The sequence below is a fragment of the Spirosoma fluviale genome (genome assembly GCF_900230225.1).
Lineage (GTDB): Bacteria > Bacteroidota > Bacteroidia > Cytophagales > Spirosomataceae > Spirosoma > Spirosoma fluviale.
Genome location: NZ_OCNH01000001.1, coordinates 1,988,025 through 2,011,972, shown reverse-complemented (window position 1 = coordinate 2,011,972; position 23,948 = coordinate 1,988,025). Strand labels below are relative to the sequence as shown.

18 protein-coding genes, 1 tRNA gene and 1 other RNA gene are annotated in these 23,948 nt (G+C 47.1%); 6 read left to right on the top strand and 14 right to left on the bottom strand.

Going from position 1 to position 23,948, the window contains the following annotated elements; genetic code table 11:
- The first annotated feature begins 115 nt into the window (after positions 1–115).
- Positions 116–739, top strand: coding sequence for a DNA-3-methyladenine glycosylase family protein (locus CRO74_RS08460; RefSeq protein WP_097125525.1), 624 nt, complete (start codon positions 116–118; stop codon positions 737–739).
- Between the two features lie 19 nt (positions 740–758).
- Here the strand turns inward: CRO74_RS08460 and CRO74_RS08455 are convergent, their stop codons facing one another.
- From CRO74_RS08455 to purL, 5 genes are all read right to left on the bottom strand, one after another.
- Positions 759–2,153 carry a DUF4403 family protein gene (locus tag CRO74_RS08455; RefSeq protein WP_097126063.1) on the bottom strand — a complete coding sequence of 465 codons (1,395 nt, stop codon included), beginning with the start codon at positions 2,151–2,153 and terminating at the stop codon, positions 759–761.
- A gap of 51 nt (positions 2,154–2,204) precedes the next feature.
- On the bottom strand, positions 2,205–2,360 hold the full coding sequence (locus CRO74_RS08450; protein WP_097125524.1) for a FeoB-associated Cys-rich membrane protein: 156 nt from the start codon (positions 2,358–2,360) through the stop codon (positions 2,205–2,207).
- An 80-nt stretch (positions 2,361–2,440) separates the two neighbouring features.
- Positions 2,441–2,977, bottom strand: coding sequence for a YfiT family bacillithiol transferase (locus tag CRO74_RS08445; RefSeq protein WP_097126062.1), 537 nt, complete (start codon positions 2,975–2,977; stop codon positions 2,441–2,443).
- Between the two features lie 82 nt (positions 2,978–3,059).
- Positions 3,060–3,860 (bottom strand): inositol monophosphatase family protein, encoded by an 801-nt coding sequence (locus CRO74_RS08440; protein ID WP_179830147.1) that lies wholly within the window; start codon positions 3,858–3,860, stop codon positions 3,060–3,062.
- A 93-nt stretch (positions 3,861–3,953) separates the two neighbouring features.
- Positions 3,954–6,218, bottom strand: a complete 2,265-nt coding sequence (gene purL, locus CRO74_RS08435; protein ID WP_097125523.1) for a phosphoribosylformylglycinamidine synthase subunit PurL — start codon at positions 6,216–6,218, stop codon at positions 3,954–3,956.
- Positions 6,219–6,395: 177 nt separating this feature from the next.
- On the opposite strand from purL, the gene CRO74_RS08430 reads away from it, so the two are divergent.
- The 3 genes from CRO74_RS08430 to CRO74_RS08420 all read left to right on the top strand — a co-directional run bounded on the left by CRO74_RS08430 (position 6,396) and on the right by CRO74_RS08420 (position 11,994).
- Positions 6,396–6,480 (top strand) — tRNA-Ser (locus tag CRO74_RS08430).
- A gap of 548 nt (positions 6,481–7,028) precedes the next feature.
- Positions 7,029–9,653 (top strand): DUF7133 domain-containing protein, encoded by a 2,625-nt coding sequence (locus CRO74_RS08425; RefSeq protein ID WP_097125522.1) that lies wholly within the window; start codon positions 7,029–7,031, stop codon positions 9,651–9,653.
- 1,063 nt (positions 9,654–10,716) lie between these two features.
- Positions 10,717–11,994 carry an MFS transporter gene (locus CRO74_RS08420; protein ID WP_097125521.1) on the top strand — a complete coding sequence of 426 codons (1,278 nt, stop codon included), beginning with the start codon at positions 10,717–10,719 and terminating at the stop codon, positions 11,992–11,994.
- Positions 11,995–12,051: 57 nt separating this feature from the next.
- Here CRO74_RS08420 and CRO74_RS08415 read toward each other — a convergent pair whose 3' ends face one another.
- From CRO74_RS08415 to ssrA, 5 genes are all read right to left on the bottom strand, one after another.
- Positions 12,052–12,438 carry an FKBP-type peptidyl-prolyl cis-trans isomerase gene (locus tag CRO74_RS08415; RefSeq protein WP_245877784.1) on the bottom strand — a complete coding sequence of 129 codons (387 nt, stop codon included), beginning with the start codon at positions 12,436–12,438 and terminating at the stop codon, positions 12,052–12,054.
- A gap of 1,521 nt (positions 12,439–13,959) precedes the next feature.
- Positions 13,960–14,874, bottom strand: coding sequence for an oxygen-dependent coproporphyrinogen oxidase (gene hemF, locus CRO74_RS08405; RefSeq protein ID WP_097125519.1), 915 nt, complete (start codon positions 14,872–14,874; stop codon positions 13,960–13,962).
- A 22-nt stretch (positions 14,875–14,896) separates the two neighbouring features.
- Complete coding sequence (locus tag CRO74_RS08400) at positions 14,897–15,523, bottom strand: AlbA family DNA-binding domain-containing protein (protein ID WP_097125518.1); 627 nt, start codon at positions 15,521–15,523, stop codon at positions 14,897–14,899.
- A 703-nt stretch (positions 15,524–16,226) separates the two neighbouring features.
- Entirely contained in the window at positions 16,227–16,709 is a 483-nt protein-coding gene (locus CRO74_RS08395) for a hypothetical protein (protein ID WP_097125517.1), read from the bottom strand.
- A gap of 302 nt (positions 16,710–17,011) precedes the next feature.
- Positions 17,012–17,385: a transfer-messenger RNA gene (gene ssrA / locus CRO74_RS08390) on the bottom strand.
- Between the two features lie 163 nt (positions 17,386–17,548).
- On the opposite strand from ssrA, the gene CRO74_RS08385 reads away from it, so the two are divergent.
- Positions 17,549–18,190 carry a hypothetical protein gene (locus CRO74_RS08385; RefSeq protein ID WP_097125516.1) on the top strand — a complete coding sequence of 214 codons (642 nt, stop codon included), beginning with the start codon at positions 17,549–17,551 and terminating at the stop codon, positions 18,188–18,190.
- A 67-nt stretch (positions 18,191–18,257) separates the two neighbouring features.
- Here CRO74_RS08385 and CRO74_RS08380 read toward each other — a convergent pair whose 3' ends face one another.
- Genes CRO74_RS08380 through CRO74_RS08370 form a run of 3 tightly spaced genes read right to left on the bottom strand, consistent with a single transcriptional unit; the run spans position 18,258 to position 20,246 of the window.
- On the bottom strand, positions 18,258–19,229 hold the full coding sequence (locus CRO74_RS08380; protein ID WP_097125515.1) for an alpha/beta hydrolase: 972 nt from the start codon (positions 19,227–19,229) through the stop codon (positions 18,258–18,260).
- 32 nt (positions 19,230–19,261) lie between these two features.
- Complete coding sequence (locus tag CRO74_RS08375; RefSeq protein ID WP_097125514.1) at positions 19,262–19,924, bottom strand: SdpI family protein; 663 nt, start codon at positions 19,922–19,924, stop codon at positions 19,262–19,264.
- A 22-nt stretch (positions 19,925–19,946) separates the two neighbouring features.
- Positions 19,947–20,246, bottom strand: coding sequence for an autorepressor SdpR family transcription factor (locus CRO74_RS08370; RefSeq protein ID WP_097126059.1), 300 nt, complete (start codon positions 20,244–20,246; stop codon positions 19,947–19,949).
- A gap of 303 nt (positions 20,247–20,549) precedes the next feature.
- Here CRO74_RS08370 and CRO74_RS08365 point away from each other — a divergent pair, with 303 nt between their 5' ends.
- Complete coding sequence (locus CRO74_RS08365) at positions 20,550–21,092, top strand: DUF6580 family putative transport protein (protein WP_097125513.1); 543 nt, start codon at positions 20,550–20,552, stop codon at positions 21,090–21,092.
- 131 nt (positions 21,093–21,223) lie between these two features.
- Here CRO74_RS08365 and CRO74_RS08360 read toward each other — a convergent pair whose 3' ends face one another.
- Positions 21,224–23,872 carry an MGH1-like glycoside hydrolase domain-containing protein gene (locus tag CRO74_RS08360; RefSeq protein ID WP_097125512.1) on the bottom strand — a complete coding sequence of 883 codons (2,649 nt, stop codon included), beginning with the start codon at positions 23,870–23,872 and terminating at the stop codon, positions 21,224–21,226.
- Between the last annotated feature and the right edge of the window lie 76 nt (positions 23,873–23,948).

Below are 23,948 nucleotides of genomic sequence, written 5' to 3'. Positions count from 1 at the left end.
CTTCAGCTGGTTAAACGCAGAGGGCACAGAAATTATACTACTGATTTAAACCCTGTGCTCTCTGCATCTCTGTGTTCAATAAATCTACATACAGAAGTAGTTTACTTTTTTTGAGATGACGGAAATCAATTCCCCCGCCCTGATGCATCTGGCTCAGGACCCGGTCATGGCCCGGATCATGGCGGAAACACCTGCGCCCAAGATCTTCAACGACTACGCCAGCGATGTGTATCTGGCGTTGCTCGAAAGCATTGTGTCGCAGCAAATTTCGGTGAAAGCCGCCGATGCGATCTTCGGCCGGTTTCGGGCGCTGTTTCCGGACAATTACCCTCAGGCGGATGCGCTGCTGCTGAAAACCACCGACGAGCTGCGCAGCGCGGGCTTATCGTTTCAGAAAATCAAGTACCTGCAAAGTGTAGCGGAGTTTTCACTGGAAAAACCCATCGACCGGGCTCACCTTGATGCCCTGACGGACGAAGAAATTGTGCAGTACCTGCTCCCCATCAAAGGAGTTGGGCGGTGGACAGTCGAGATGTTGCTCATGTTTGTTCTGGACAGACCCGACATTTTCCCGATCGACGATCTGGTTATCCGGCAGCGGATGATTAGGGCTTATCCTGAACAGACGGACGGACTTACCGGAAAAACGTTGTATAAAACGCTGCTTGAAATAGCCGAACCCTGGCGACCTTACCGCACCACCGCGAGCCGCTACCTCTGGCGATGGCAGTCAAAATAAAGAGGAAGACGCTGGCAAATCAAAACCGTTTGACTTTAACGGCCACCTTCGATTTCACCTTGATCAACACCTGAATACCATCCGACCGGACCACGATTCGCTGGGGTATCAGCCGAAACGTGTCGATGTTCAACGCTGTTTTCTGCCCCACTTTGGCATTCGCGAAAGCGGTTTCAATTTTGTCGGGAATGGACGAAATCTGCTGACGAAGTGGAATAACCATAGCTGCCTGAATGGTGTCGCGGAGGTGGTCGTGCAATAGCCAGTCGGCGGTAGCGAACAACCGCTCTTTGGTGTCGACATCAAAATCGACCTCGTTCATCCGCAGGGTGTTGGTGAGGGTATCGTACTCCGGATCTCCATGAAAGAACAGCGACCCTTTCACTTTGCCGCCCACATCCGCCTTCAGAATAAGCTTACGCCCGTTTCCGTACACGGATACGCTTTTGATGGTTATATTTCCACCGGCCAGTGCCAGCTTCTGCTTCGCCAGCGTGCGGGCTAGTACCGCATTGACATCCGAATAAGGAATAAACGCCAGCACCTCGATACGGGCCGAATCGGGCAGACTGTTTCGGCGTAATAGTCGGGGTAGCATAATTAAACTGTCAACCATCGGCTTTGGCCCCAGATGCGTTTTGACCCGGAAGGCAATCTGAATGGGTACCGTAATTTGCTCCTTATTGCCATAAACGGGTGCCACCGCAATGCTGAACGGTTTGGGAAGCAGCCAGAAATTTTCGGGCACTTTGGCAATGCGCAGTGGGTTCTGCATGTCACGCCAGACTTTACTCACCTCCCGGTCGAGACGCAGACCGTCGAACACGGCTTTGTCGATGGCCTTTTCGATGTCGGCTTTGCGTTTATCGAGTATTTTTTCGGCGATACCTTTTACATTGAGCTTTATTCCGAGCAATTGAACTTTGGGTTCTTTAATCCATTGGTAGTTTTCGAACCTGGATCTTGTGGCCAGCCGCCACTGTGTGCCAACGCCAACGGGACTGTTAAACGTTACAGAAAGTGCACAGAGCGTTCGACTCTTTCGTTTGGCACTTTTTCGCAGGCCAATTGGGTTCGTATACCATACCTCCAGCGGAGCCGAGAAATAGACTTTTCGATTGGCGTACCGAATGCGAACGGGGCCGGTACGTTCTACCCGAAACCGCCAGGCTTCGCCTTTACGTCCTTCGAAGGTCTCTTCCGGAACAAGGGTCTTCTTTAGTGACTTATTGATCTTGGCTTCTAAATCCCGGATGTTGAAGGTGAGATTACCCGCCATGTAGGAGACGGGCTCCGTGATTGGTGGTTCAAATTCTTCCTGAACCGGCGCGTCCGGACGAACGTGTTTGCACGCTTCCAGACTAAAAACAAAAAGGAGTATAGTGAGAAATACGGTTATTCGCTGAGTATTCATTTGCTCAACAAACAACCGTATTTTAAAAATGTTATCCGCAAAATCCAATATTCATTTTTCGGCAGTCCTAACCGATGTACTGGCGTCGGTCGCACAGCCGCATCCTTTGCCGCAGCCCGCTTTTTTCGCCGAGAAACTCCGGTAAGCCCGGTTGCCCAGATAACCAACAGCAACGGCAAAAATCAAAAAAATGATAAGTTCCTGCATGGGAGTAAAAGATGTAGGATGTATGATATATGATGTAGGATATAGGGCGTCTGGTAGTACATCATATATCATACATCTTTTTACACCCATCCGTTCCGTTCGGCCAGTCGGTAAGTGTGCTGGTAGTGATGTTCACCATGCCACGCATACATGGCAATCACCTCCGAGAGGATGAATGTCCGTTGGCTACCGGGGTGAAAATAGGTACGGGCCAGGTCCGTATCGGTGAGTGATTCCAGTACCGTTACCCAGCGGTGGTGCAGATTCCGGAGTATGACCAGCGACGGCGCAATATCAAGTGTTGAATCGGGTAACCTGGCCCACTCCCCTTCTTCGTAAGGCGAAATGGTCGGGTTCGACTCCGTAAGGGCAAGTTTAGTACGGACATACGCGTTGATGTGGCTATCGGCAATATGATGCACCAGTTGACGGATCGTCCAGCCCTCCGGTCGGTACGGTGTATCGAGCCGGTCATCCCCCCATTTACCAACGAGTTCCGTCAGTTTGAAGGGCATCTGATCGATTTCCCGGATGTGTTGTTTTGTTTCTTCGGCTGTAAACGACCGACCATAGGTAAAATCGCCAATCGGATATTTTAAGTTTTGTAAATCGCTCATAGGACTGATCATGCTTCACAAAATAACTGTGTCGAAAGAGGTAAATCCTTGCCAGAAACCAAATAATAGGAGTACTGGTACTTCAGGCCCAGTACTCCTGAATCACTTTGATCAGCTCCGGGTGGACGCCACTACCGGCAATTACATCACCCCGGAACAGGAAGGCGTCGCCCCCCTCAAAATCAGTGACCAGCCCACCCGCTTCGCGAACGAGCAGTACCCCGGCGGCCATGTCCCAGGAGTTGAGGTTGTATTCGTAAAAGGCGTCGAAACGACCGCAGGCTACATACGCCAGATCGATAGCGGCCGACCCCATCCGGCGCAGGCCGTGGGTTTGCTGCATCAGCGACTCCAGGATACGGAGGTAGGGCTGCATTTTATCGAAGGTGTAATACGGAAATCCGGTAGCAATCAGGCTCTCACCCAGTTGGGTAGCAGGCGATACGAAAATGGGCTTCTCATTGCAAAACGCTCCTCCACCCTGCCAGGCCGAAAAACACTCGTTACGGTTAGGGTCATAAATCACACCGGCTATGGGTGTGTTTCCCTGAGCCAGGCCAATACTCACCGAAAAAACCGGCAGATCATGGATGAAGTTGGCGGTTCCGTCGAGTGGGTCGATGATCCAGTTCAGGGCCGACTGATCGGCTTCCTGTCCGGTGGTTCCTTCTTCGGTGATGAACCCGGCTTCGGGAAGCAGCTTGCTCAGTTTCTCAACCAGCTGCTTTTCGGTTTCTTTATCGACGTAGGAAACCAGGTTGTTCAGTCCTTTATATTCGATGGCATCACGCTGGAAACGGCTTCGCTCCTGTAACAAGAAAGCCCCTGCATCCGTAGCGATGGTACAAATCTCGCGGGTAACCGCAGCTAAATCAATTGCCATATCAAGTTGTATTGTAGTATAAAAAAATGGTGAGCTAATCGCTGGCGCAGACATTAATCCGTCTGTGTCGGCGATTGGCTCACCATCCCACTTTTATGCCATTATCTTGCCTAATGCGTTGTCGTATAAATCTTTTGCTTCGGTCAGAGTCATCACCGTTGTATTATCAACGACAAACGCGGGCGATGCAGCTGTTACCGTTCCCAGCAGCATAAACGGCATGATGGTATCGTGCAGGTAACCTTCAACGGTCTTCTGATGTTCGGGCGAGACCGTTACCACAACGCGGCTCTGGCTTTCGCCGAACAGGAACGAATCCAGCCGATGCCGGTCGTCCGACACGATCTCGAAACCTTTGTTACCCGCCATTGCCGACTCAGCCAGCGTAACGAATAAACCACCGTCCGATATATCGTGCGCCGACAGAATCCAGCCTTTCCGGTTCATGGTTTTGATGCCTTCCTGAACGTGCCATTCGTCATCAAACTCAAAATAAGGAGCGGGCGATGCTTTGATGTCGAGGTACGAATACAGGTATTCTGAGGAAGCAATATCGTTGGCCGACTGGCCGATGAGGTAGATCAGATCCCCTTCATTTTTAAAGTCGAGAGTCATTTGGTGAGCCGGATTTTCCATCAGACCAAGCATGCCAATGGTTGGCGTCGGGAAGACCGGGCCATCGTCGGAGCTCTGGTTGTAAAAACTCACGTTACCGCCCGTTACGGGGGTGCTGAACCGGCGGCAGGCTTCGCCCATTCCCTGCACAGCCTCTACAAAGTGCCAGTAGACTTCCGGCACGTACGGATTCCCGAAGTTTAGGTTGTTAGTCACGGCGAGCGGCTCGCCCCCGCTGCAAACGATGTTGCGGCAGGCTTCGGCAACGGCAATCATGGCACCCTGACGCGGGTTGGCGTTCACGTACCGGCTGTTGCAGTCGACCGTGATCACGATGGATTTCTCCGTTGCCGGAATGCCGGGGCCTTTCACCCGCACCACAGCCGCATCAGACGGCGCGTTAGTGCTGCGGTTGCCGGTACCCACCATGGAATCGTACTGCTCATACACCCATTTGCGCGAACAAATGTTTGGGTGCGACAGCAGATGCTCGGCAATTTCCCGGATGTCGTCCAGTTCGATGTCGTCCACATCGGAAATGTCGAACTTGGCGAACTCCTTTATATAAGCGGGTTCTTTGTATTCCCGGTGGTATACCGGCGCACCGCCACCCAGCACGAGGTCGTAAGCAGGCACATCGGCCACGAGTTCGCCGTTGCGGTAGAAATGCAGACGGCCGAGGTCGTTCTCTCCTTTGGCCGTCACTTCGCCAATCTGGGCGCAGTTAAGGTCCCACTTGTCGAAAATACCCTGGATAATATGTTCTTTACCTTTCTCGATGACCACCAGCATCCGCTCCTGCGACTCCGACAGCAGAATTTCAAAGGGGGCCATGTTGGGCTGACGGGTTGGCACTTTATCGAGGTCGATGATCATACCGTGCTCACCTTTGGCGCTCATTTCAGACGTTGAGCAGATGATCCCGGCGGCACCCATATCCTGAATACCGATCACATAACCCGTTTCGATGATTTCGAGACTGGCTTCGAGCAGGAGTTTCTCCATGAACGGATCACCCACCTGTACAGCCGGGAGCTTATCGGTCGATGCGGCCGAAATATCTTCCGAGGCAAACGTAGCGCCGTGAATACCGTCTTTACCCGTTGCCGAGCCAACGATAAATACGGGGTTACCTACGCCAAAACTGGTTGCTTTCGCCGATTTCCCTATCTCAACGATACCCGCCGAGAACGCGTTGACCAGCGGATTGGTATTGTAGCACTCATCGAAATACAGCTCTCCGCCAACGGTTGGTATACCGAAAGCATTACCATAGTCGCCAATGCCTTTAACAACACCGCGCAGCAGCCGCCGGGTTTTAGGCAGCGTCAGATCGCCAAAGCGCAGGGAGTTCAGTTGGGCAATGGGCCGGGCGCCCATTGTAAAAATATCGCGGTTGATGCCCCCAACGCCCGTTGCCGCGCCCTGGTAAGGTTCCAGTGCCGACGGGTGGTTGTGCGACTCAATCTTGAACGAACAGGCCAGTCCATCCCCAATATCGACCAGACCCGCGTTTTCTTCCCCGGCTTTAGCCAGCATCCGGTCGGAGTCGCGGGGCAGCGTTTTAAGCCAGACGATGGAGTTTTTATACGAACAGTGTTCCGACCACATCACCGAAAAGATACTCAGTTCGGTAAAATTTGGCCGACGCCCCAGAATTTCGGCAATACGGTCAAATTCTTCGGGCAGCAGGCCCAGTTTGCGGGCGGTTTCAAGCGAGGGTAGCGATTCGAGGGTATCCATTATACAGAGCGAAAGAGTGAAAGAGTAAACGAGCTGGTAGTGAAGGCGTTTGGATTCGCTCGTTCACTAATTTGCTTGTTCGCCCTTTAAATCATTCCTCAAAATTACGGTTTTTGGGCGAAATGGGGCTTTAAAGGTTGACAAATCTCAAAACGTTCGTATATTTGCACCCAAGAAAGAGAGATGGCAGAGTGGTCGATTGCGGTGGTCTTGAAAACCACTGACTGTAACAGGTCCGGGGGTTCGAATCCCTCTCTCTCTGCAAAAAGTCCCGTTCACGATGTGAATGGGACTTTTTTTGTAAAATAAGTTCTACTAAAGAAAGGCAGAACAGCACAGCTACCCAATGTAAAAATTCCAGAAGGTCTTGTGGCAATAAGCTCAGCAACCGCAGGAGGACTTGCAGGTTTACTTTCACCATCTCAACGTGCAAAAACTGAAAACACTCGGCGTTAACCAGCCGATTTCCCTACCTACCTTTCTCATACAACTAGACTTCCGTACATCGTTGACTTATACCATTTCTCTCTGTATAAATTCCCGTTCATGATATGAATTGGAATTTATAGTTGGAGAATACCGCTAAACAGAGTGAGTACAATCCCCGATAGCCACCCTGAAAAACGGAAATAAGCTAGCCGTTAGCCAACAAATTACGTCCCGAAGTTCAGGTTACGTCGGATGAATAGACAAACCTGCCTGGAGGCATTGCCTGACATAATCCCGTTTGAACTGGTTAAATTTAGCCACATCTTTTGCTTTAGTGGAGTGTCAACCACGAATTGAGGAATTACAAATTACAGTCAACCCATGTTCAAGATTTCGCTAAGCTTCCTCTCCGCGTTTCTGTTTAGTTTTGGATTAGACGGAAACCTGGGGCAACTCAAAAAAACAGACGTTACCCAGACCGTGGCCCATGCGCCGGATTACCCACCCGATTTGCAGGTAACGAACTTCACCGGTCCTGATCTGACACCCAGCCCGGCTTGTTTGGCGGTCGCACCCACCGGCGAGGTATTTGTTGGTGTTGATAAACAGGGGTCGCTTGGTAAGAAGCCGGACATGGGAGCCATTGTGCGCCTGGTCGATGCGGATAATGACGGAAAAGTAGATCGGCACACAACCTTTGCCAAGGTGAATAACCCACGGGGAATTATAGCCCTGGGCGATCAGGTATTCGTGCTGCACGCCGTATTCTCGGCTGAAACCGGCAAAGCAACGGGGATGGATCTGGTGGTCTTTGACGATAAAAACGCAGATGGCGTGGCCGATGGTCCTTCCAAACCGCTGGTCGAACACATCAGCAACGTCAAATTCATTCAGGAGCGCGGGGTCGACCACGCCACAAACGGTATCCGGATGGGTATCGACGGCTGGATCTACATTGCCGTGGGCGACTTCGGGTTCCACAATGCGGTAGACCGTTCCGGGAACAAGCTAACCATGCTGGGGGGCGGGATTGTACGGGTACGACCCGATGGTACCGAAATGGAGATATTCTCGCATGGTACCCGGAACATCTACGATGTGGCCATTGACCCTTACATGAACATTTTCACCCGCGACAACACCAACGACGGCGGGGGCTGGAACATCCGCTTCAGCCATCAGCTCCAGTCGGCCGAGTACGGCTACCCGGTGCTGTTCAAGCATTTTACCGACGAGATCTTACCAGCACTGGTCGATGTTGGGGGTGGTTCGGGGACAGGGGCTTTGTTTATGGATGAACCCACCTGGCCGCAGAAATATAACCAGGTACCCATGATGGCCGACTGGGGCCGGAATCAGCTATACATTCACCGGGTAACGCCCGATAAAGGTACGTTCACCCAGCAGGAAGAAGCCTTTATTAAACTCCCGCAGATTACCGACGTAGATGTGGACGGATCGGGGCGGATGTATCTGGCGGCCTGGAATGGGGCGGGCTACTCGGGTAATCCCGACAAAGGCTACGTTGTGCGGGCGGTACCCCAAAACTGGACCTATCAGGCTTTCCCGAATCTCAAAAAAGCGTCGGTCAAAAAACTTGGAACTTTGCTGGCGTCGAATAGCGCGGTGGCGCGTTTGTATGCCTCGCAGGAGTTGCTGACCCGTTCCGGGAAACAAGCGACCAAAACCGCCTGGAAGGTGGCATCGGATCAGAACATGCCCCTGGCAAACCGGGTGGCCGGTATCTTCACCTACGCCCAGGCTACCGGCGAGCAGGGAATTGACAAGCTGGTACAGCTTACGCAGGATGCGGCCGTCCGGGAGTTTGCCCTCCGCGCATTGGCCGATCGGAAACCCTTTGTCAAAAAAGTACCCCTGGAGCCTTTTGTGCAGGGCGTGAAAGACCCTTCGGATCGGGTGCAGGTTGCCGCTCTGATCGGTCTGGGTCGTCTGGAGCGTAACGAAGCAGCCACTACCTTGTTACAGGTCGGCGTACCCAGTTCATTTATTGCGCCGGGCAAAGATGTCGAAGGCCCGCACGCTGCCCCCAACTCCTCGCTGGTACCGGCCCATCTGGCGGTTCGATCGCTGGTGAAGTTAAACGCCGTAGCGGCCTGTGTGCAGGCGATCAACTCCCCCAACGCTACCCTGGCGCTGTGGGCCCTGCGGTACATGCCTACGCCGGAAGCAGTCAATGGGCTGATCAGTGCCTATCGTCAGACTAAAGACGCTACTCTCAAAACCCAGCTCCTGACTACGCTCGGGCGCTTGTATAAGCAGGAAGCTCCTTACGATGCCTCCTGGTGGTGGAGCACCCGCCCGGATACGCACGGCCCCTACTATAAATCGATTGTTTGGGAGTCCTCTGCGGCCGTCAAAGACCTGTTACTAACCGAATGGAAGCAAGCCACGGATAAGCAGTTCTTCACCGATTTGAACAGTCGGCTTCGGCTGGATATTGCCGAGTTTGGTGTAGAAGAGCCGGTGGCCGTTCAGCAGGAGAATAAAGTAGACCTGGAAAAAATCCGGAGTAAAAAGGGTCAGGTTGGTGAAGCGTCCATCGAAGATGTTATGCTGGCGATGGCCAAACTACCGGGCGATGCAGCCCTGGGCAAAACCCTGTTTACCCAGCAAGGCTGTGTAGCCTGCCATAGCCTTTCCAAGAGCGAGACCATGAAAGGGCCGTTTATGGGACAAATTGGATCGATCATGAATCGGGAGCAGATTGCCGAATCCATCCTCAAACCCAACGCATCCATTTCGCAGGGTTTTGCTTCGGTATCGGTCACCGCGAAAGGCAACAAGAGCTATACCGGCTTTATTACGGAAGAATCCGCTACCCGACTGGTCATGCGCGACATTACAGGCCAGGTGTACACCATCAAAAAGGCCGATGTACTGAGCCGTAAAGAACTCGACTCGTCTATGATGCCAACGGGCTTGGCCAATGCCCTGTCTTACGACGAGTTTGCTTCGCTGATCACCTTTTTATCGCAACAGAAATAAACCAGAAGTACCCATAATAGGCAAACATTTGCCTATTATGGGTACTTCTGGTTTATTTCTGTTGCGATATGCTAGAAAAGTCACCCCGAATATTGACTCCACGATCAGCTTACGCGGCAAGCCAACTTACCAGAATTGTTGACGTCGAAATTAGTTACACCGGATAATAAGCGAAACTACTTAAGAAAATCTTAGACTATCTAATACACTTACTGATTCCCAGAGAGTTCAGTATCCACTTTTCTTTTTTGGATTCTGGCATGATGCATAGTTTCTCACAATCTTTGTATAAGTGGCTTAACCCTCTGCTAATTAATACTTTTACAAATCCATTATCGATTGTTTATTTATATAATTATTGCACAATTGGTAAACAAAAGATGCTGTTTACTTTTAACATTTAGATATAAAGTGTAGTCTATCGTTTATATTTACTAATTGGTTATTCCAATTTCGTAACTTTTCATTTACTTTGTACTACCGTTATAACTAATTAGCCTTATGGATATTAAGAAAAAATCACTCATGCTATTGCCCGGCCCCTGGACATTGATAGCTGTTATCTCAATTTATGTGATCTATCTTTTACTGTCGGCTGTTCTAAATTAACCTTTTAGACTCTCCGTATTCATTAAGATCTTACATTAGACTTAATGGTGTTCGTCTACAGATGGGTACACGTTTGCGTTCGAGTCGCTGCTGCTTACTTCTTTTACATTGAAAAAATGATTATTTCGTGCTAAGTGGTTTTACTCACTATAGCCGAATCTGCTGTCGTTTATCTTACAACACCGTACAAATTACAGACACGATTGGGTACTGGTTGACGTACATTGTAGATGGGTTCTGCCTGCTCGATGTAAGTTTACATAGCACTATGAGGTCTTTTGGCTCTTCCTATAGAAGACCAGAAGTTGCTTGCTGGTGTGATTTTAGTATCGCTTGCTGCTTTGCGAGTAAGTGCCTGGTATCTCAGTAGAGCGCCTACCCGCCTACCTTTAGTAGTTGTTACCCATTGGCTTGTTAGGTGGCAGGCACGATTTATAAGGGGTAATAAACGAATATGGAAAAAGTCATTGCAAAATCTCGTTGGTATCGGCTTCTCCCAATTGCTTTTATCACTTATAGTCTGGCTTATTTAGATCGGGCAAATTTCGGATTTGGTGCAGCCAGTGGCATGGCGAAAGATCTGGATATTACCCCGGGCATGTCGTCGCTGCTGGGTTCGCTATTCTTTTTAGGCTATTTTTTCTTTCAGGTACCGGGCGCTGTTTATGCGGAGAAGAAAAGCGCAAAATTCCTGATTTTCTGGTCCTTGATCCTGTGGGGTGGGCTGGCCATGGCAACGGGTATTATCAGTAATGTCAACCTATTGATTATCATTCGCTTTATGCTGGGCGTAGTCGAAAGTGCAGTAATGCCGTCGATGCTGCTCTTCTTAAGTCGGTGGTTTACCAAAGCAGAACGTTCTCAGGCCAACACCTTTCTCATTCTGGGTAATCCGGCTACCATTCTCTGGATGTCCGTGCTATCGGGTTACCTGGTTCAGGCAGTTGGGTGGCGATGGATGTTTATACTTGAAGGGCTACCGGCTATTATCTGGGCGTTTTTTTGGTGGCGACTGGTTGACAATACCCCCGAAGATGCGAAGTGGCTAACCTCCTCCGAGAAAGAAGCCCTGGTAAATCAGTTACAACGGGAACAGCAGGCGATCAAACCGGTAAAAAATTATGCAGAGGCCTTCAAGTCCAGGATTGTCATATTGCTTAGCCTGCAATATGCTTTATGGAGTATCGGCGTATATGGCTTTGTCATGTGGCTGCCATCTATTTTAAATGCAGCACCCAACATGACGATCGTTAAAACGGGCTGGCTATCCTCAATACCTTACGTACTTGCCATTATTGGCATGTTAAGCGCATCTTACCTTTCAGATAAAACACAAAACCGCAAATCATTCGTCTGGCCTTTTTTACTGGTAGGAGCTATCGCCTTTTATGGTTCTTACTTAATCGGGGCCGATCATTTCTGGATTTCGTTCATCCTGCTCATTATTGCCGGAGGGGCTATGTATGCTCCCTACGGCCCTTTTTTCGCGATCATCCCGGAATTACTACCCAAAAACGTAGCGGGAGGAGCTATGGCCCTCATCAATAGTTTTGGCGCATTGGGTTCATTTATCGGTTCCTATATAGTAGGCTATTTAAACGGCTCCACCGGTGGTTTTGGATCCTCCTATCTATTTATGGCGGGCTCTCTTCTGCTCTCCGCTGTTATAACGCTGATCGCACTGAATAAACCAGCCTCTATACCAGCGGATGTACCAATAACGATCAACTAGGCCTATTTTATTGACTTGGTAAGGTTCACCATAGTCTGGTTAAACCTGGTGTTGACCTCAGTTAATGTCGATAAGATCTATCTCAAAGACGAGGATAGAATTTGCCGGGATATCATTCTGCTCCTGCGCACCGTAAGCCAGACTGGGCGGCAAATAAAGTACAATTTTACCACCGGGTGCTATTAGTGGAATCCCCTCCTGCCAGCCAACAATAAGCTGGTTCAAATCAAACCGTATATCTTCAGCACTGTCAAATACCTTCCCATTGGTCAGCCTGCCCGAGTAATTGACGGTCACATTAGAGCATACGGTTGGCTTAGCACCTACTCCCGCCGACTGTATGGCATAGTAAAAACCCCGGCTGTCTGCCTTGGCTTTAATTCGGCCGGTTTCAATAAACTGCTTAACTGCCTTAATCTCTTCATCAGGCGCTTTAGTAGTCACGGCGGTTTCCGTACACGGTACTCGATCCGCCTGCTGGCACCCACCGGCAAGCAGTGAGCAGACCACTAGTATTAACCATTTTTTTTTCATTATGAATACCTTCTCTAAAAACACAAACTCTACCGTTACTCAGTTTTTAATAGACTGAGCTAACAGGCTCTTCAAATTGCTCATTTCTATTACTCTCGTAAAACTAAGCAAACCTATACATACTACGGTTTTTATTTTTCTCATCTGAGAAATGCCAAAATATTTACAATCTGTTGAGAGAAAGCACTAACCATTTTAGTCTATATAATTAGTTTCATTAAATACTATTTGTCTTTTAAATCAATATTCTTTGTTCGTTGAATAGTTACAAGCCAATTGCCTGTAAGCCGTAGATTTAAATATTAATGGTTATCTCAGAGCAGACAGAGTGGCTAACCTGTCATATAAGTAGTCGACTCTGGTCGGTAGCCAATACTAATCTACTTAAACTATATATTTATAACAAACAAGATAATAAACTCTAAAAAAGAAAGTTTATTAAAAATAACTAAGATTAATTTTTACGATTTCATTATTTTTAAAAATAATGTTACTCATAGCATCATTTGCGTTAATAAAAAAGTTATTATTGTCTGTCCGTAACCTCAAGCTTTCCTTTTATGCTGTTTACATTCTCTACAATAAACAAACATACACAGATTCGAAATTTTTCGTGGTGGTTTAATAACCTGGAATTTGCTTTCGACGCAGTAAGTCTTCTCACGCTAAAAGGTTGCCAGATCATTACGATTGAACTACATGATGACGGACAAAGCATACAGCTTCCTGCGGATGCATTTGACGGCCATACCATTTCCAGCCACATAAAATCACTTGAAAATGAGTGGATTGAGCTATTAAATGAGTCAATAAATATGCGTTGATACCTGCCTGATATGAGCAGATGAGGCTCTTTAACCTGATTTAATTGATTGTTTGTACGATCAGGAGGTTAGCTTGTATCATTGTCTGCCTATTAACTACATATAGTAAATCTTAAAATCCTTTTTCAACAAAAAAAAGCCTGACTGAGTACATCCGTTGATCAATGGATGTACTCAGTCAGGCTTTTTTTTGTTGAAAAAGGGTAGTGTTTTATAATTCCAAACTGGTACAATCCCAATGCAATGATTAAAGTTACATTTTTCTTAAAACCGCACTTTTCCGTTTTTCTTTAAACCCGCCAATTGATGTACATACACTAATTTTATGGGCTCACACGGTATTAATCCAAAAAATGCCGTGTGCTTGATCAAACTGTTCTAAAACGCCTGATCATTACTTTTTGACACGGTAATAAGTTGAAAAGCTAGTATCAATGACTATTATTCCCTTATTGTAATTTTGATTTATTTTACTACAAAGAAGCGAAGTTTAACCCTACTGAAAATACGTTCTGCAATGAAGTTTATCACATGTATACTAACGTTATGAAGTTTGCCCATAAATAGCTGACTATATACTTCATAACGTTTTCTCATATTATTACTCTTACACCCAGTTTTTCCCTTTACAAAGCAGAGCCTGGGTTTTCTCTTCAAGACTTCCGGGTTCAACCCTGAAATCATAAACCCAATTTGCCTGTGGGGGCATACTCATTAGTATGGATTCTGTACGACCATTGGTTTCAAGGCCAAACTTTGTCCCTCTATCCCAGACAAGATTAAATTCTACATAACGGCCACGACGTAATAACTGCCAGACTTTTTCCTGCTCACCGTATGCTAATTCCCGATTTTGATGCATAAAATGCGTATAGATGGGAGCAAATGCCTTTCCAACATCCTGCACAAAATCAAACAAATCTTTTTTACTGCAACTCTCAGTCGGCTTTAGGTAATCAAAGAAAATGCCCCCAATTCCACGTGTTTCCTGCCGATGTGGAATGTAAAAATAATCGTCTGCCCAAGGTTTAAATTTCGTATAATAGGTTGGATCATGACGGTCGCAAACCCGTTTAAGCGACTGATGAAACCAGCTGGCATCCTCCTCTACCACATAATGGGGGGTTAAATCAATACCACCGCCAAACCAATTATGCCCTGTACTCATTTCAAAATACCGAACATTCATATGTATTATTGGCACTAGTGGGCTGTGCGGGTGTAAAACTATGGATACACCAGTTGCGTAAAATTCTGCGGGCTCCGTGAGGTTCAGCGTACGAAGTGTTGCCTCGGTCGCTTCGCCATGTACGGCCGAGAAACCGACTCCTCCTTTTTCAATGACAGTTCCGTTGGTCATAATTCGCGAACGTCCTCCCCCGCCACCCGGCCGCTGCCAGGAATCCTCCCGAAATTTTCCACCACCATCGGCCTGCTCCAGCGATTGACAGATCTGATCCTGAAGATCCTTAAAAAATGCTGTAATCTGTTCTTTTGTGATTGCTTCTGTCTCCGTTACCATACCTGCAAAGATACTACATGGATTACTCTGCCAGTTTAAGAGCGTACCGTACTGGGCGTGGTTTATCAATTAGAATAAGCAAACCTCGTTCGGCCAGTTGCCGAAGTAGTTTACCCGCCCTGTAGTCAGATATATTGATAAGTTTGCCAAACTTGTCAGCTGTGATGAATTCATTTTTACGAAGGTACTGAATCAGCGTGCGTGCCATGGGTGACTTCAGCAGTTCACGATCCGCCATCTGGGGTGTAATGATTAATTTGCTGGTAGGTACTGATTTATCTTTTGCCCGAACATAAATGGTACGTTTACCCGACTCATCCATTACATAGTGTGGCTTATCATCGCTTTCAGGTATGGAGATAATTAAAACGAGCCGACCATCGGGAGCCATGGTTTCGTAGGTTATTGACAAAGCTGGTTCAACCAAACGATCAGTTGCTTCTTCAATTTTCTGCATTTCCCGAAACTCGGAAGCCACACCCATTATTTTTCCACTATCAGAAATACCAATCAATAATATCCCCCCCGATGTGTTAGCCAAAGCGGCCAATGTTCGAGCTATCCGATAGGCAGACGAAAGCGTACGTTTAAATTCCAGTCGGGAATGTTCACCCTGTTCAATCAGATCATTAAGTTGGTTCCGGGTCATACGTGCAAAATTATTACCGCAACTGTTTTTGCCTGTAAGAAGTGGTTACAATAGCCAAAACTATAGCAGGGATAGAGGAAATTTTCTAATTTTTATATGCGTATGCACTCGAAAGAACGATACAACTACCTTAACAACAAACAAAATACTCAATCCTAAATCAGCCGTTAAAATTTCAATACTTCTTATATCATCTTGACCACATACAGATAAATACTTAACATATATATACGAAATAAATCAATTAACTACATCTATATTCAATTTTGTTATCAACTTACCCATAAGTGTTAATAGAGAGCTGAAGAGTTTTACACAAACATATAAACACATATTTATGCATATAATACAGAACAAATTGCCAGAGTTTATGATTCCTATTAATAGGCGTAAAGTGTTTTCAACTTCCCTACCGATCACTTCATTAATACTAGGGTTTACTTCCTCGCAGTACTAGTCAAATCCATTGACATATTATTAGCAAATTTTTGACTATATGCCTGTTCTCATCGAACAATACTTTCATAGATAACTTACTATTCGCGGAAATAGCTATAAGCTAGCGTCTTAGATCATCATTTAAATTACAATCTATACCCTTACAAATCAAGCCGACAAACAGCCAGACTAGAAAATTTATAGTCTGGCTGTTTGTCGGCTTGATTTGTAAGGGTATAGAATCTTTATCAGCAATAGAAAGATATTATTCTACTGACGCATTCAGTTTCTTACGCCCACGAGGCTTGCCTGTATACTCAGGCTTTGGGTTTTCATTCGTAAATTTCAACTCATATCCAGTTACGTCCTCTTCATAATCAAATGGTTTTACCACGAAGTTATATTTCGTTTCCGCGAAATCTATACCTCCCTTCTGCAGTATAATTGGAAGCGAAATAGCATAACTTTTCGCCCCTTGAACTAGTTCGAACGTTTGCTCTTCACCTTCGCTACCCGGGATCAGATATAATGATTTTATCTTCCGTTTCCCATCCTGCGTACCTACCTTAAACCGATTATTACTAGGGTCAAGTCCTAATTGCGAGATCGCTTTAGACGGGAAAACTAATTTACCCGTTGATGAAATATAGCCAGTAACAGGTGAGGTCTTAACAACAGGCTTTTCTTCCTTTTTCTTGGCTTCGCTATTCTCATCAGGTGAGAAGAACCTTATTTGCTTCGCTTTCATTCGACAGTATATTTATTAATATTGACTAACAGGTTTTGCAAATATAGGTAGTCTTGTTTTTAAAAAAGAAAATCTAATCAATAGAATCTTTTTTGCTTGGCAAATTTTTCTACAAAAGGGAGATTGTAGCCGGATTGTAACAACTATTTAAATTAATAGCTTATAATTAAGCTCAGCAAAAGCATATTTACGAAGGGTTAATTTTCAGTGGTTTAATAATTTTCGCTCGCTAATAGCATCAACACGGTCTCCACTGGTTAAAAAAAAACTCAATACAACTAATGTATTGAGTTTTTTTTAACCAGTGGAGACGGAGAGATTCGAACTCTCGTCCAGTCAAGGAACCCGTCGTGCCTTCTACATGCTTAGGTACTCTTAGAATTGTCGGGAATCGGCCCGGTGTGTACCAAACCAAGCTTCATCCGTAGGTGCTTGTGTCTTACTCGGCCGTTAACACCATAAACCGAGCCAGCGCTGCGAGTCGATGCCTCCTGATCCAGCCAGCAGCACGTAGGCCGGGGAGACAATGGCTATTGCTTAATCCTCCGGATTAGGCAGCCATGGCGTAGTTATATTCGCCAGTTATTGTTTTGACGATTTGTTTGGGCGGGAAATACCGTCAACTCCCGGCATGCTTACACGCGACCTCAGCAAGCTGTCAATTCCGGTCGTCCCCAAATTGTCATGCATACATAAGTCTGCTTTTTTGAAAACCTGAAACCTGGCACTTTGGTTCAGATTGTTCATGGTAAAATAGCCTGACTTTATCGAAACAATTAAAACTAATTTATACTGAACGGGTTATAATCGTTCCTGATAGCCGTTTTGTCGATACACTTATGACGTTTACGTCTTTTGAAACAATACTTTATCAACATCTGACGCCTTTTTTTGAGCGGCAAGGATTCGTTTTACTCCCTGATAAAAAACAATATCGCCGGACAACTTCAACGGGTTTTCAGACTGTAATGCTCTTGTTTGGCCTCTATAATGATGAAACAATATTAGACGTTACCCTCGGATGCCGTAGTGAACAGATCGAGCAGATTGCCCAACAATTTTTACGCAACCAGGTAATGAGTCATCAGGATGCGATTACACTTACTGTGTCAATCAATCAATTCAGTGACTTCCAATTCGTCCGATTCAGAATTCATAATGGCGAAGAACTGGTAGATGCCTGTTGGAAAATCGAGCAGTTTTTCCAAACAAGTGGCTTTGCTTTTCTCACGTCCTCATGTACTTTGCCTGTGTTGGACCGTCTGCTAAATGAAAACCCGGCTCATCCCTGTCGATATGTTTATAACCAGCTACACCGCTATTACAAGGGATTAATAGCCGCTCACCTCACGCGCAATGCGCAGTTCAATAATTTAATTGAGCGTTATAGAAACTTACTGGGTAAACAAACTCAAAATCCTTATGAACAAATTCAATTTGAACGACTGATTGCCTATTTGCACCACTATTATCCAAATTAATACGATAGACTATATAGCACTTTCTCTGCGAGCGGCAAGGGAGCACTGATCGACAACTGGTTTTCAATTACCTCTTCACGAATTTCGCAATAGTATCTACGAGTCCTGGTGTAAGGGGCGACGAAGGATCAGAATATGTTTTAATATTTTCAGTGCGGTCAAGAGGAGCGTTTTTGAGTATATGGCTCATTTGGTCAACCAAAATTAAGGTAGCATCGGGCCTAGCCACTTTCAATAATTCAGCTTCTTTCGTGGATACCTGAAGATCGTGCTTCCCGTTGATAAGTAAGACCGGCCCCGAAAATTGCTTAATGACGGTAGTTGGATTATAAACCATCCATGAAATTAATCCGGGCTGATTACCCGGATTAAAGAGCCCCATTAAAAACGGATTTATTCGCTTAACCGTATGACCAGCTTTTAGTGAATCCAGTATTGTATTGGCTACCGAACTGAGCGTGTCTGATAGTCCAGCCTTCAGCTGATCCTTTAATACATCGGCAATATTTCGACCAGGCCCTGCTATTGAAATAAACTTATCTGCTTTTGTCTTCTCTGCGGCCAGCATACCCACCAGCGACCCTTCTGAATGGCCAGCAATGATAATCGTTGAAAAGCGTTTATCGTCCTTCAATTGATTAATAAATCCGATGGCATCGCTCACGAAAAACTCAAAGCGATGTTCTGCCGGCTTAATCGTTTTCATGGCAGCCTGAAGGTTCGTACCAGATCCACGTTTATCATACCTGGCCACAGCAATACCTTTATTGACTAAACTGTCAGCCAACATTTTGTATGTATTTGGCTTCATTCCGTAAGGGTTATTGCAATTTCTATCCGTTGGACCCGAACCTGCAATAATCAGCACCACTGGTATGGCTTTTTTCGCATTTGCGGGGATTGTCAGCGTCCCTTCCAGCGTTAGGTCAGCACCAGTCGGCATGGTTATTTTATAGTGAATAGGCTCTTCAGTTTGTGCCAGTGCGTTCTGGCAAAAGGATAATAAAAGTAAGAAAACAGGAATACTGAAACGGTTCATGGTGAGTTGACTTTATGGGTTGATAACAGTGGTTAATTTAGTTTGTGTGCTTTTTCCTGCTGGAAATAGATGTAGGAGTAGACGACCGGCACCAACGTAACCAGCAGAATAATGGTGACGATAACGACGACTTTATAGGGCATTGGCAGGAAGAGGGCAAGTACCATACTTACAATGCCACCAGCTACCATGAGCCGACCGCCCATCCGGTGGGTTTTTCGCCAGACAATCTCATTATCGAGTGTCCAGGGGGTACGAATACCTACGAACCAGTTGGGCTTAATGGTTATGATGTAATTACCAATACCGACAAACGTAAGACTGACAATCACCATCAGAATCGTCACAAAGCCATCATTGGAAACGTTATGACCGGCCATGTAAAAGACCCAACCCATTATGGCCGAAAAAAGGAGTGTTACCACGAGACGCAGCTTCTGATAATTTGCCGTTTGCAACTGATTTCTTGAATCAATCCTTGGCAAAAAGCGCAGGACCAAATAAAGCAGTAACGAAATGACCGCTGTAAACAGGGCAACTTGTTCTTTGGTCATCCAACCGTTCTCGTTACCAGCCAGATCGTAATGCGTTGCAATCTCAGCGGGAAGTTGATTCCAGCTAATACCAAGATAGACGAGCGGTGCCACCAGAAGTACAATGATCAGGACTTCGATGGAAGTAATATTCGTTTTCATGATTGATAAAGTTGTTAACGATTCAGGATACTTTTTTGGGAGTGCTTGTTTCGGTCGTGGACAGGTCGGCTTTTTGAAAACTAATCAGCCAGGCCAGCAATTCGTCGAGGACGGTGGTGTTCAGGCTGTAGTTGACAAACTGTCCCTGTTTCGTGGCTTCGACCAAGCCCGACTGCCGTAATAAATCGAGGTGATGCGAAATACTGGGCTTGGACATATCAAATCGCTCGGCAATTTCGCCGGCGTTCATGTCGCCCCCGCGCAGCAGGTCGAGTATCTGCCGACGGGTTGAGTCATTCAAGGCCTTAAACAAATTATTCATGAGCGATAACTTAATCATTTAGACAAATATCTAATTAATCATTTAGACAACTATCTAACTATTGATGGGCGGCAGATGTTAAGGATAATTGGAGGGTGTCTAATTAATTACGCGCCAATATACAGACGGTGACCTGCTGGCTAAGGGTCTTGATTAAACCAGTCGGATCGCGCTTTGCCATGTCTGTGAATGGAGTTACCTTTGCAGGTATATAGTCAGAGTATTGGCCCCTGGTGTTGATACTTTGGCCTGTTCTAAGCCGAGTTATTAGTACACAGGCCTTTTTTAACTGTTGATTTTATTATGAAGCCGCTTCAGATTCGCTTAACCACGCTTACCATTTTTGTTCTGGCAACAGCTTTGTTCAGATTAGTGCCTCACTGGTATAATTTTACCCCCATTGCGGCCCTTGCCTTATTTGGGGCTTCCCGATTTGAGCGCAAGTGGCTGGGACTGGCCGTGCCAATGGCGGCCATGCTGCTGAGCGATAGCCTGATCGGGTTTCATGGCAATATGGGCTCTGTTTATGTCAGCTTCGGCCTTACCTGGCTACTAGGCTTGTGGGCGTTGAAACAGCCAACAGCCGGGCGTATTGCTGCCGCTTCGGTAACTTCGTCACTACTGTTTTTTCTGGTAACAAACTTTTCGGTTTGGTATGGCAGCACGTTTTACCCACAAACGGCGGCTGGTTTATTAACCTGCTACACCGCCGGACTGGCATTTTATAATGGCACGTCGTTCTTTCTGAACGGCCTGCTGGGCGACTTGTTCTTTAGTGCTGTTTTATTTGGAGCGTATTACATGCTACAGCAGCGGTATTCCGTACTGAAACCAGCCAGAAGCTAGTTATCTCCACGCTTTCCATTCGATTCCCACCGATTCAGATCAACTCTGACCATCGGTGGGAATCGTTGCGTTTAGACCCCTCCTGCCGAAGAACCTCCCCAGTCGTTTTCTCTTTTTACTCAACCACTCCCCTACCGCAGACTGCCGTATTTCCGGTTGATCAGTTCGGCAACCAGGCCGGTCCAGCCTGTCTGGTGACTGGCACCCACACCCCGACCATTATCTCCGTCGAAGTATTCGTAAAAGAGTACATAGTCCCGAAAATCGGGGTCTTTGTATTTTGGATGTTTCCCGAAAGACGGGCGTTCTCCGTTGGCATCTAATGTAAATAGACTGATGAGTCGGTTATTAAGCTCTCTGGCCACCTCTTTGAGGGTGATCTGCTGTCCGGAGCCAACTGGAAATTCGACCGTGAAGCTATCCCCGAAATAGTGGTAGAACCGTTCGAGACTTTCGACCATCAGGTAATTTGTTGGCATCCATACCGGGCCACGCCAGTTACTGTTACCCCCAAACATGCCACTATCGCTCTCAGCGGGGGTATAGGCTAATCGAAAGGTGGTATGATCCAGCGTAAACTCGTAGGGGTTTTCCTGATATATTTTCGATACAGCCCGGACACCGTGCGGACTTAAAAACTCCGTTTCGTCCAGCATTCTGGCTAGCAGGGCTTTCAAACGGAATCCCCGCAACAGACTCAGCAATCTTTTTTCATCGACCCCTTTTTCGGCGTACCGCGACACTTGGTGGTATAAATCGGGACGGTGCCCCTGAAACCAGACCATTCGATCGACAAAGTCCGGATTTGCCTGCAAGAGTTCAGCATCCAGCACTTCCACGGCAAACATGGGAATAAGCCCGACCAGCGTACGAACCTTCATCCTATAGATTGTGCCGTCTTCCATACGTAGCTGGTCGTAGAAAAACGCGTCTTCTTCATCCCATAAACCAACGTTTGTATTTCCGATGTGCGTAATAGCCCCGGCGATGTACAGGAAGTGGTCGAAGAACTTAGTAGCCATTTCATCATAAACCGGGTCATGGCGGGCCAGTTCGAGGGCAATTCGCATCATATTCAGGGCATACATAGCCATCCAGCTCGTGCCATCAGCCTGTTCCAGATGACTCCCGTCCGGAAATGCTGTGTTTCGGTCAAACACCCCGATGTTATCGAGTCCTAGAAAGCCTCCCTCAAAAATGTTGTTCCCCGACTGATCTTTTCGATTCACCCACCAGGTGAAGTTAAGCATGAGCTTGTGGAAAATGGCACGTAGAAACGTCAGGTCCTGCTCGCCCGGTGGCTTACGCTCCAGTTCGAGATGGTAAATCCGCCACGCAGCCCAGGCTTGAACGGGTGGATTCACGTCCGAGAAATTCCATTCGTAGGCAGGTAGCTGCCCATTCGGATGCATGAACCACTCGTTAGTAAGCAGCATTAATTGCTGCTTTGCTAAATCAGGGTCGATGATTGACAGGGATATGCAGTGAAAAGCCCAGTCCCAGGCAGCATACCACGGATACTCCCACTTATCGGGCATGGAGATAACTCCCGCGTTAATGAGTTGTAGCCAGGTATGATTACGTCCATGCAGGCGTTCGGGGGGCGGAGGTGGACTGTTGGCATCGCCGGCCAGCCACCGCGATACATCATAATAATAGTACTGCTTACTCCAGAGCATACCGGCATACGCTTGTCGCTGTACGAGCTTTTCATCGTCGGTAGCGTTGGCGGGCTGGATGTGCGCGTAGAACTCATCCGCTTCTAGTTTTCGATTAGCCAATACGTCATCGAACGTGGCGAAAGGTTTTTCCAGACCAACTCCCACCGGCCCGGTCGCTTCGAGCCGAAGGCGAACAACGGTCGAGCCACCCGCCAGAATCGTCACTGTATAATGCGCTGCGGTTTTTGTCCCTTTTTTTGCCGGATTGACGGTATCTGTGCCATGTACCAGATAGTCATTGATGCCATCTTTAGGATAGCAGGAGCCCAAATGGGTATTGTACAGCCGCACCCTATTCGATTCATTCTCGCAGAACAGCCAGTCGGGCTGTCCTTCGGCATGAAGAATGTACCGACCGAGGGCCGAATCCTCCACCGACACCGTTCTATCGGGTTGTAGTATCAGCGACGGATGGTAGTTGGGTACGCCATCGGTATCATCGCCGAAGATCCACGTATTCCGAAACCAAAGCGTTGGCAATACATGTAGGGAGGCCGTTTCCGGCCCTCGGTTATGAATGGTAACCGCCATCAGAATATCCTGCGGACCCGCTTTAGCATACTCAACAAACACATCGAAATACCGATCCTGATCGAACAGACCGGTATCCAGCAATTCAAATTCCGGGTCCAGCCGTCCCCGACGACCGTTTTCGGTTACCAGCCGTTCGTACGGATAAGCTGCCTGCGGGTATTTATAGAGCATCCGCTGGTACGAATGGGAGGGCGTATTATCGAGATAATAATAGAGTTCTTTTACATCTTCGCCATGATTTCCCTCGGCATTACTGAGGCCAAAATATCGCTCTTTGAGAATAGGGTCCTGCCCATTCCACAGTGCGAGGGCCAGGCACAGCTGCTGTTTATCATCACTAAAGCCCGCAATGCCATCTTCTCCCCAGCGATAGGTATAGCTGCGAGCCTTGTCGTGGGTTACATAGTTCCAGGCATCTCCGTTGGCGCTATAATCTTCGCGTACGGTACCCCATTGCCGGTCGGAGACATACGGCCCCCATTGCCGCCAGGCCGGATCATTCAGACGATTGTGTTCAGTGGTCAACTGTATGGGATGTATGATATATGATATAGGAAGGATGTAGGATGTATGTGTAGGCTGGCTGAAATACATCTTACAT

What these genes read in the sequence shown, in the direction of transcription:
- CRO74_RS08395 (WP_097125517.1), bottom strand. Translation starts at nt 16,709, where the DNA reads ATGAAAGCGAAGCAAATAAGGTTCTTCTCACCTGATGAGAATAGCGAA.
- CRO74_RS08385 (WP_097125516.1), top strand. Translation starts at nt 17,549, where the DNA reads ATGACGTTTACGTCTTTTGAAACAATACTTTATCAACATCTGACGCCT.
- CRO74_RS08370 (WP_097126059.1), bottom strand. Translation starts at nt 20,246, where the DNA reads ATGAATAATTTGTTTAAGGCCTTGAATGACTCAACCCGTCGGCAGATA.
- CRO74_RS08445 (WP_097126062.1), bottom strand. Translation starts at nt 2,977, where the DNA reads ATGAGCGATTTACAAAACTTAAAATATCCGATTGGCGATTTTACCTAT.
- CRO74_RS08380 (WP_097125515.1), bottom strand. Translation starts at nt 19,229, where the DNA reads ATGAACCGTTTCAGTATTCCTGTTTTCTTACTTTTATTATCCTTTTGC.
- CRO74_RS08455 (WP_097126063.1), bottom strand. Translation starts at nt 2,153, where the DNA reads ATGAATACTCAGCGAATAACCGTATTTCTCACTATACTCCTTTTTGTT.
- CRO74_RS08450 (WP_097125524.1), bottom strand. Translation starts at nt 2,360, where the DNA reads ATGCAGGAACTTATCATTTTTTTGATTTTTGCCGTTGCTGTTGGTTAT.
- CRO74_RS08365 (WP_097125513.1), top strand. Translation starts at nt 20,550, where the DNA reads ATGAAGCCGCTTCAGATTCGCTTAACCACGCTTACCATTTTTGTTCTG.
- CRO74_RS08460 (WP_097125525.1), top strand. Translation starts at nt 116, where the DNA reads ATGACGGAAATCAATTCCCCCGCCCTGATGCATCTGGCTCAGGACCCG.
- CRO74_RS08420 (WP_097125521.1), top strand. Translation starts at nt 10,717, where the DNA reads ATGGAAAAAGTCATTGCAAAATCTCGTTGGTATCGGCTTCTCCCAATT.
- purL (WP_097125523.1), bottom strand. Translation starts at nt 6,218, where the DNA reads ATGGATACCCTCGAATCGCTACCCTCGCTTGAAACCGCCCGCAAACTG.
- CRO74_RS08425 (WP_097125522.1), top strand. Translation starts at nt 7,029, where the DNA reads ATGTTCAAGATTTCGCTAAGCTTCCTCTCCGCGTTTCTGTTTAGTTTT.
- hemF (WP_097125519.1), bottom strand. Translation starts at nt 14,874, where the DNA reads ATGGTAACGGAGACAGAAGCAATCACAAAAGAACAGATTACAGCATTT.
- CRO74_RS08440 (WP_179830147.1), bottom strand. Translation starts at nt 3,860, where the DNA reads ATGGCAATTGATTTAGCTGCGGTTACCCGCGAGATTTGTACCATCGCT.
- CRO74_RS08375 (WP_097125514.1), bottom strand. Translation starts at nt 19,924, where the DNA reads ATGAAAACGAATATTACTTCCATCGAAGTCCTGATCATTGTACTTCTG.
- CRO74_RS08400 (WP_097125518.1), bottom strand. Translation starts at nt 15,523, where the DNA reads ATGACCCGGAACCAACTTAATGATCTGATTGAACAGGGTGAACATTCC.